An 8,829-nucleotide genomic window follows, 5' to 3' on the forward strand; every position below is an offset into this window, starting at 1 on the left:
TGGGCACAAGCTGCAAGCTTGCGCCAGCAGGGGAATTATATAGGTAATATTCTAGTTGTTGGTAATGTATCAGATGTGTTGTTAAAAGCACAACAACTTAACTATTAGTAAAATACAAAATGACTAAAACCTTATTTTCCTTTACCTAACATAGAGAAAAGAGTTTTTTAAGCCTATAAAGCGCTCTAAATAACGTAAAGAAGCCCCTAATATTTCAAATGTGTTGTTAAAGAAGAACAGTTCCGCGCACCGCTGCTTGTACTAAAAAATAAAAAAGCTGGAAGCTCGCACCAGCATAAGGATTTTATAACATAGATAGAGTAAAAACAGAATTTGTAAATAATTATTCTTATTTTTGCCCTAATTAAAATTTTTAAGCTTATGATGATAATCAACTTTATTTTCAAGAATTGGAAAGGTTTATTGATGGCTATACTTGCCAGTTTAGCATGTAAAACTTGTGCTGGAGACTATATAGAAGGCTCAAATAAGGAAAAAGTTGCGGAATATGAGGCTTTGATAAAAGAAAACACTAAAACTACTGCTGTTTATGATAGTGTCTATACAGAGCATACAGTGAAAATTGCCAAAGTACCCATAAAAACATACAGTATTAAATATAAATATGAAGTAAATGGTGTAGAATATGAAGGCGAACAATCAACTTCAAAATTGCCAGAAAGCCCTGTGGTGGAAGTATATTATCTAAAAGACAATCCATCTGTCCATGATATAAATCCAGCATCATCATTGAAATACGAAAAAGAGAAGGAAACAAGTAATACTGACCTCTATTTCGCTATATTCTGGGGCGTGCTGGCGTTGTTTCTTGCTGTCGGGCTATGGATTGAATTTAAAGATTTTAAAAAAGAATATAAAATATAATTAAAAGTAGAGAAAAATGGCAAACAAACCAATTACCGAATTTATCGAAAAATATTATCTGCATTTCAATGCAGCATCTTTGGTGGAAGCTTCTAAAGGCTATGTAGCGCACCTAAAAGATGTCGGAAAAATGTTAATTACCGCTAGCGCAAGCTTCTAGCTTGTGCTTAAGAATATAACAGAGCTGGAAGCTCTAAGAATACTAGGTACGAGCTACAAGCTCGCACCAGCAGGAGGAATTATGAATTGGGAATTGTGAATTGGGCACCAGCTGCAGGAATTCTGAATTTTGAATTCTGAATTTTGAATTGGTGGAGCTATGGGGTGTGAGCCACACGGGCGATTATGGGACTTGTGCGACAAGTGGAACAGGTAGGACGGGGAGAGAATTGTGAATTGGGTACGAGCTGCAAGCTTGCGCCAGTGGGGGCTTTAATGATAAGAAGGTAAATCGGGTAAAAATACATAGCATTGCGCCTGATAGTCGGTTTGGCAATAGTAGTGATTTAACCCATTGGTAACCATCAAATAACGTGCCCTAAGACTGAGATTGTAACGTGCGATTTGGTCGAATACTTCTTGAGTGATGGCTACCGTAGCTGCTTTGCACTCTACCACCACTTCTATACTGCCATCGGTGGCAAATACTACTACATCATAACGCTTGGTAAGTCCGTTGAGCAGGAGTTCTTTTTCTACATTGATAAGTGCTTGTGGATATCCTTTCTCGTTGATAAGAAAGCGCACCACGTGCTGCCGTACCCATTCTTCGGGTTGCAACACTACATATTTACGCCTGATAATATCGTAAATCTCTATTTTGCCTGCTTGCTTTCTGAAACGGAAATCGTAGGTTTTAAAATTTAATGCGTTCATAGGTGCAAAAATAGTATTTTTTTATTATTTTTGCACTATGAAAGAAGAAGTTAAAAAAATTATAGCTGCCATCAAGAAAGGTGAAATAGCCCCTATCTACTTCCTTATGGGGGAAGAACCTTATTTTATAGACATCGTAAGCGATTATATAGAAAATAACTTACTGCAAGAAGACCAAAAAGGTTTTGACCAGCTGGTGCTATACGGGCAAGATGTAACTGTGCCTGCTATTATAGACTATGCTCGCCGTTTCCCAATGATAGCTGAACGACAAGTAATTATCATAAAAGAAGCTCAAAAACTAAAGGCTACTATAGACCAATTGGTACCTTATGTAGAAAACCCTACTCCTTCTACGGTATTGGTTTTCTGTTATAAATACGAAAAATTGGACGCTCGCAAAAAACTAACCAAAACATTGGAAAAACACAAGGCTTGTGTGCTGGTGAGCGACAAGCTAAAAGAATACCAAATAGCTTCTTGGCTTCCTGATGTAGTGAAGAAAAAACACTTGCTGATACAACCTAAAGCTATACAAATGCTGGTAGACTTTTTGGGTAATGACCTGAGCCGCATACAAAACGAAATAGACAAGCTGGCACTCATCATTGCTAAAAATAGCGAAATTACTCCTGAAGTGATTGAGCAAAATATAGGTATCAGCAAAGATTTTAACAATTACGAACTAAAAAGTGCTTTTGCTACCAAAGATGAAATCAAGGTGATGCGCATCATCAAGCACTTTGGCGATAATCCTACTGATAACCCTATTGTGGTAACCTTATCGGTACTATATACTTTCTTCCAAAAACTATTGGCTTTTCACGGTCTTACCGACCAAAGCGATAAGGCTGCCGCTACTGCTCTAAAAGAAAACGCTTTTTTTATAAAAGAATACCGCACTGCGGCGCAGCTCTACCCAATGAAAAAAGTAAGTGCTATCATCAACGGCTTGCGCACTATTGATGTGAAAAGCAAAGGGGTGGGCACTGCTAATGCCTCCCAAGCCGACCTGCTGAAAGACTTGGTAACACTTATTCTTAGATAAAAAAAAGAGGCTGTCCTTAACTTTCTGGACAGCCTCTATTCATAATTCAAAAATCACAATTTACACCGATACGTTGTACTCGCGGAGTGCTTCATTGAGCGATGTTTTCTTATCGGTTGACTCCTTTCGTTGCCCAATGATAAGCGCACAAGGCACTTGGTATGCTCCTGCGGGAAACTCTTTGGTATAACTGCCGGGGATTACTACCGAGCGTTCTGGTACATAGCCCTTTATCTCTTTAGGCTCAGTGCCTGTAACATCAATAATTTTGGTAGAAGCCGTTAGCACTACATTAGCTCCTAATACTGCTTCTTTGCCTACACGCACTCCTTCTACCACTATGCAACGAGAGCCAATAAAAGCTCCGTCTTCAATAATTACTGGGGCGGCTTGCAAGGGTTCTAACACGCCTCCAATACCTACACCACCACTCAAATGCACGTGTTTGCCTATCTGGGCACAGCTACCTACGGTAGCCCACGTATCTACCATTGTGCCTTCATCTACATAAGCTCCTATATTCACATAGCTTGGCATCAGGATTACGCCTTTAGCGATATAAGCACCACGCCTTGCCACAGCAGGAGGCACTACACGTACGCCTTTTTCATCGTAATCGTGTTTCAAAGGTATTTTGTCGTGATATTCAAAGATACCCACCTCGGCTATTTTCATACTTTGTATGGGGAAGTAAAGCACAACAGCTTTCTTTACCCATTCGTTGACCTGCCAGCCCTTATTAGTAGGTGTTGCCACCCTCACCTGACCTAAATCTAAAAGGTGAATTACCTCGCGTATAGCAAGTTGCACTTCTTCCTCACGCAAAAGCGACCGATCGTCCCACGCTCTTTCTATTATTTTTCTTAGATGTTCCATTTATTTTAAAATTGAAAGCACAAAGGTACAAAATAATGATTAATAGCCAATAATTAATGATTAATTTTAGAGGGGTTGGTTGTACGAGAGGGTTCAACTTAGCGCAGAGGGTTGAAGTCGGTTTCAGAAGCGGGTACATCAAACCATTCTTTGTACTGATAATCGATAGTGCAGGGTTCTACGGTACCATCAGCCTCTACTAATACAATGGCATTATGCCTGCCTCCGCCTTGTGCCAAAGGCTTTAGCAGCCCCCAGCGGCGCGCATCGTAAAAAGGAGTACCTTTAAGGAAGAGCCCTATGCGGCGCTCACGGCGTAACTCTTCTAATGCTTGCGCTTGAGATAGTCCTGTGCCAGCTACCGCAGCCAATTGTGCATTTTGGTAATTGCGTACGGCATCTATATGAGCCAAACCAGCATCGGTATTGCCTTGTCGTATTTTCACTTCGGCAAGCATCAATTGGTTTTCTTCATAGGTACAAGCAAAAGGCATTTCGGCTTGCCCAGGGGTAGAGCTCGCATAATCGGCACCATCTACAAATTCATAACGAGTGCCTAATGATAGTCCGCGCCCACGAGGGTTGAAATAAGGTTCGGAGCGGCGGTGGAGATTGCGCGTAAAGCGGTTGTCGCCAGCCTTAAAGTCCTGAACCCAGCGTTCTGAGGGGTATTCCCAAGTGGTAGTCATCATAGAAGGCGACCAATAGTCGGTAGCAACAAAGCACAGTGAAGCATCGGGGTGGGCACGCATTGTAAAGATAATATCGTTTGCCTGAATACCATTGTTGCACAATTGTTCTATTTCGGCAAGGTCGGCAGCAGTAAGGTCGGTAGCGTATTTATTTACCAAGATATTACGTGCCTTATAGGTATTGATTTGCCTAATAAACGTTTGCGGACTTAGTACGCCCCCTTTGCCTACTTGAAAATGCGAAGGGACAAAGAGTTTGAAGAGTTCTATATAAGTAGCATCACTTTCGCTAATGGTGCCAAGAATGTTTTGAGCTTCGGTAAAAAGGCGAGTAGCTTCGGCAATGACGTTTTCACGAGGCTGATAGTTATTGCTGAGTTGGTTGTATTGGTTTGTAATCACGGCTTTGCTATAGAGAGAACCTAATCGCGAATAAGCGAAGCCCTTCCACCACAAGTACCACGCTTTGTAGGTTTTCAGCTTGGTATTGGCATCAGCACCTTGAAAAGCTACTTCGTTGTTATTGAGCAGCTGTAGCGCTACATTGCAATGCCCAATAAGCCCATAAAGAGCGCTCCACTCGTTGTGCATACCATTATCTTCACCTTTATCGCGGGTATTGTCAATTTCAAAAATAGTAGCTTGAGAAGCTCCCAATGTAGAGGGTACCACTGTTCCATTGGGGCGTGTGATAGTGTAGGGAGTATTTCCTGCTCTGAAACCTAAATTGCCTGCAAAAGCCGAAGTAGCATCGCCCATAAGGTTGTGCAGCGTGAGGGCAGCCCAAGTGTAGTTGCTCACCCTGTAGCGATAACGCAAGGGCTCGTAAGTGCCTATGGTAAATTTTTCGATACCTTCTTCGGTTTTAAGAGTTTCTAAGCCTTTTTCGTTGGGATTTTCAAGGTTTAAGCTGTCTTTGCTACAGCTGGTGAGCCATAGAGACAATACTGTGAGTATATATAATCTTTTCATTGTTGTATTATTTTAATGGGGTTAGAATCTGATAGCGAGCGCCATAGTATAGCTACGAGTATTGGGGAATGTCCAAAGGTCGATACCGCGATAGAGCGGGTTATTTACATTGGTACCCACAGCTTCGGGGTCGACACCTGAATAGTTAGTAAAAGTAAGCAAGTTGCGAGCCGAAGCGGTAATGGTGAGCCCTTTTATAAAAGTATGTTCTAATATTTTACCCATATCATAGCTTAGCGAAACGTTGCGCAATCGCACATAAGTACCATCTTCTACAAAGTAGGCATTGCTGCGAGCTGTTTGGTAAAAACTATGGTGATACGCTACAAAGGGAGCTGTTTGCCCGCCTATGGTAACAGGTTTTTCAAAATCGGCGTGTATTTTGTCGTTATATATCCACTGTTTGCTGGCGTTGTATATATTTCCGCCTTGTGTCCAATCTACCTGTACCGATAGTGTTAGTTTTTTATAAAGGGTAATATCGTTGAAAAACGACATTGTAAAATCTGGGGTAGCATCGCCGATGCGTTCTTGTTCGGTAGTGAACATTACGGTTTTATCGGTTTTATTGACTACGTAACCATTGACGATTTCGTATTTATTGAGGTCGGCATCAGCAATATATCGCACTCCTTTAGAATTGGTTTGAGTGAGCGAGGTAAGCGGTTTGAAGCCATAGAATGCGCCTACGGGTTCTCCTTCTTTGATAGAGGTTTGCCCAGAGCCTGCTGCTCCTACTACTATGGTTTTGTGGTTTGAGATTTCATCTACCATAGTTTTTCCTTTGCTGAAACGGGTAGCGAAGTTCCAATCTATTTGGTCATTGCTAAATACGTTGAGGTCTAACGATAGTTGCAGCCCATTGCTGGAGAGGCTAATAGCGTTGTCTTTAATTTTGTTAGCTCCTAAAGAAGGGGGAGTGCTGATGTCGTAAATAGAGCCTTGCGACTTGCGAGCCCAATAGGCAGCTGTACCTCCTATACGATGGAACCAACGTTCGCCCAAGCGGAAGGTATAATCTACCCCTACCTCAAATTCTCGTGTTTTTTCTACGCCTAATTCGGGATTGCGCGCGGTAGTAGGCAAGTAGTAATATCCACGTGTGCCAAATTTGGCATTAGAGAGGCTTAGCAAGCGGTCGTAAGCATTGGGCTGAATACCAGCTTCGCCATAAGCAGCGCGCAATTTGAGGTCGTAAATATGGTCGTTTTTTATAAATTCGGAAAGGCGCAAATAGGCATCGCCACGAGGGAAAGTAAATGGTTTTCCTCCTTTACCAAAGGCTGATGAGTAATCTGAACGTACCCCTACTGAGAAACCGAATAGGTTACTATAATCAAACTTTTGGTTTACCAGCCAGCCAAAGGTAACGAACTCTTGGGTATAATCTTCGGAGGTAGCAGAGTTGGCATTACTAATGGTGAAAGGAGGTTCTTGCCCATAGCCTGTACCTACGCTTTGGTGCAAATAATCAGTAGTTTTGCGCCAATCATACGACAGCTGTGTGGTGGATTGCAGCGGGAAGTTCCACTTAAAATCTTTTTCAAAATCAAAACGTGCAAATAAGTTAAGCAAAGAGTTTTGGAAGGTAGTGCGTGTTTGTGATACACTAAGTTGCCCTACATAAGGGGTTATACCTTTGCTGGGGGTAGTGGTTTTGGTTTGGTTTTTGACGAAGTCTCGGTTTTCATAGCGGGTATGGTCTAAGCCATACTTGTAATCTAAATCTATATGCTGTGATAGCTTGTAATTGGCACTAATAGTTTGTATTACACGATTTACATCGGAATTGCTTGTGCGGAAGTGATACATATAGGCGGGCATTACTGAGTTTTCGCCTGGGTGAAAATTGACAAAGGGAGTGCCTGCTGTGGTGATGTAATTGATATCGACAAAGGGGAAAGCTCTGTATACATTGGACGAGCCATAGGTAGTATCGCGCCCGTTTATATCACTGGCGGTGTTGTTGCTGGTAATGAGCTGGGTACCTGAACGCAGGGTGAAATTCTTGAAGAGTTCTACTCCAAAGTTGGCGTTGAAATTCTTCTTTAGATAGCGCCCAAAGGTGGTACTGCTCTGGTTGAACAAGGTAGCACCCAAAGCGTAATCTACATTGCCTGTAGCCCCTGTAATATTGAGTGATTGCTGATAGGTGTAGGCAGTTTTGTAAAACTGTTTGGGATGGTCGTAAGTTTTTTCTTTGTAAGGTTTGTTTAGTATGGTATTGCCATCTACAGTTTCATCGGGGAGTGTCCAATATCCAGTAGAGGGGTCTACTTTTATGCGGCGGTTGTTGCCATCTACTATATAGCCTTCGGTATCGGTTTTGTAGTAGTGGTATTTTGCATAGGTTAGGTTTCCACTAAGGGCATTATCAAGGCTGAGCGATGAGTTATAAGAAAACTCGGTGCGCTGTCCTTTTTTGCCTCGCTTGGTGAATATTTGTATAACGCCATTGGCACCCTGAGCCCCATAGATAGTGGCTGCGGCAGCACCTTGTATAACCTCTACGCGTTCTACATTGGAGAGGTCTAAATCGGAAAGGCGAGAGGAAACGTTGCTACTATCAAATCCTACGCTGGCATTGGTAGCGTTTACCTGCACACCATCTACCATTATCATTGGTTGTGTGCTACCTAAAGAGTTGATACCTCGCAAGATGATATTAGCTTGCTGCCCTGGTTGTCCTGACATAGATTGTATTTGAGCTCCAGCTATTTTTCCGCCTAAAGCATCGTCTATGCTTTTAACAGGTATTTTTTTGAGCGATTGCTCTGAGACGGCATCTACCGAGATAGCTACTTTTCGTTTGTCGGTAGCTACACCCACGCCTGTAACTACTACTTCTTCTAAATCGTGAGTTTCTTCTTCGAGTACCACATCGATACGATTGCTGCCTCCTACCACAAAGGTTTTGGTTTTCATACCGAGGAAGCTAAATTCAAGGGTTTTACCTTTTTCGGTTTTGATGTGGTATTTTCCGTCAAAGTCGGTTTGAGTACCCTTTTGTTCTCCTTTTACAGTTACGGCTACACCAAGCATTTCTAATCCGTTGGCATCACGTACTGTACCCGTGATTTCGCGTTCTTGCGCTCGCAATGCGAAAGGCACTATATATAGTAAAAATAGTGCAAAGCAGATTTTTTTAGTGTTTATCATAGCTAATTATTTTAATAACTCGGGACAAAAATATAATGATTTTTCTAAACTTCCAAATAATTTAACAACTTTTTTTTATCGTATTTTTAGTTTACAAATGAAAAAAATCTTTAAAATTGAGATTTTATTAAAATATTATCAATATAGTTTCTTATAATTACGGTATCAGTAAAATTAATTGTTGTTTTATGGTTTTTATTTGTTAAAACGAATTTTTAGGAAATTATGAATTTTGAATTTTGAATTTTGAATTAGGGGGGGCGCACAAAAAATCGTTTTGTGAGAGAGTGTCCAAAAAGTTTTGTTTTAGCTTAAAACAAG

General features: G+C 41.4%; 6 protein-coding genes and 1 pseudogene. 3 read left to right on the forward strand and 4 right to left on the reverse strand.

The window, feature by feature from the left end:
- The first annotated feature begins 381 nt into the window (after positions 1-381).
- Positions 382-885 (forward strand): hypothetical protein, encoded by a 504-nt coding sequence (locus HMPREF9075_RS03010; protein ID WP_009391051.1) that lies wholly within the window; start codon positions 382-384, stop codon positions 883-885.
- Between the two features lie 16 nt (positions 886-901).
- A pseudogene (locus tag HMPREF9075_RS13110) lies at positions 902-1,039 on the forward strand (deoxyhypusine synthase); the annotation flags it as partial.
- A gap of 278 nt (positions 1,040-1,317) precedes the next feature.
- Here HMPREF9075_RS13110 and HMPREF9075_RS03015 read toward each other — a convergent pair.
- The gene (locus tag HMPREF9075_RS03015) at positions 1,318-1,761 is read right to left on the reverse strand and encodes a type I restriction enzyme HsdR N-terminal domain-containing protein (RefSeq protein ID WP_009415014.1); all 444 of its coding nucleotides are present in this window, start codon (positions 1,759-1,761) and stop codon (positions 1,318-1,320) included.
- 37 nt (positions 1,762-1,798) lie between these two features.
- Between HMPREF9075_RS03015 and holA the strand changes: the two genes are divergently transcribed.
- Positions 1,799-2,809 (forward strand): DNA polymerase III subunit delta, encoded by a 1,011-nt coding sequence (gene holA / locus HMPREF9075_RS03020; protein ID WP_009415015.1) that lies wholly within the window; start codon positions 1,799-1,801, stop codon positions 2,807-2,809.
- 60 nt (positions 2,810-2,869) lie between these two features.
- On the opposite strand, the gene HMPREF9075_RS03025 is transcribed toward holA, so the two are convergent.
- The 3 genes from HMPREF9075_RS03025 to HMPREF9075_RS03035 form a co-directional block, all read right to left on the reverse strand.
- Positions 2,870-3,685, reverse strand: coding sequence for a 2,3,4,5-tetrahydropyridine-2,6-dicarboxylate N-succinyltransferase (locus HMPREF9075_RS03025; protein WP_009415016.1), 816 nt, complete (start codon positions 3,683-3,685; stop codon positions 2,870-2,872).
- Positions 3,686-3,783: 98 nt separating this feature from the next.
- A complete protein-coding gene (locus HMPREF9075_RS03030) occupies positions 3,784-5,349 on the reverse strand; it encodes a RagB/SusD family nutrient uptake outer membrane protein (RefSeq protein ID WP_009415017.1) in 1,566 nt (521 codons plus the stop codon).
- Positions 5,350-5,370: 21 nt separating this feature from the next.
- The gene (locus HMPREF9075_RS03035) at positions 5,371-8,508 is read right to left on the reverse strand and encodes a SusC/RagA family TonB-linked outer membrane protein (RefSeq protein ID WP_009415018.1); all 3,138 of its coding nucleotides are present in this window, start codon (positions 8,506-8,508) and stop codon (positions 5,371-5,373) included.
- Positions 8,509-8,829: the final 321 nt, after the last annotated feature.

Origin of the sequence: Capnocytophaga sp. oral taxon 332 str. F0381 (assembly GCF_000318275.2) — a bacterium.
GTDB lineage: Bacteria > Bacteroidota > Bacteroidia > Flavobacteriales > Flavobacteriaceae > Capnocytophaga > Capnocytophaga bilenii.

Bases quoted from the DNA above. Each gene is read 5' to 3' on its own strand.
- HMPREF9075_RS03010 (WP_009391051.1), top strand. From the start codon at position 382: ATGATGATAATCAACTTTATTTTCAAGAATTGGAAAGGTTTATTGATG.
- HMPREF9075_RS03015 (WP_009415014.1), bottom strand. From the start codon at position 1,761: ATGAACGCATTAAATTTTAAAACCTACGATTTCCGTTTCAGAAAGCAA.
- holA (WP_009415015.1), top strand. From the start codon at position 1,799: ATGAAAGAAGAAGTTAAAAAAATTATAGCTGCCATCAAGAAAGGTGAA.
- HMPREF9075_RS03025 (WP_009415016.1), bottom strand. From the start codon at position 3,685: ATGGAACATCTAAGAAAAATAATAGAAAGAGCGTGGGACGATCGGTCG.
- HMPREF9075_RS03030 (WP_009415017.1), bottom strand. From the start codon at position 5,349: ATGAAAAGATTATATATACTCACAGTATTGTCTCTATGGCTCACCAGC.
- HMPREF9075_RS03035 (WP_009415018.1), bottom strand. From the start codon at position 8,508: ATGATAAACACTAAAAAAATCTGCTTTGCACTATTTTTACTATATATA.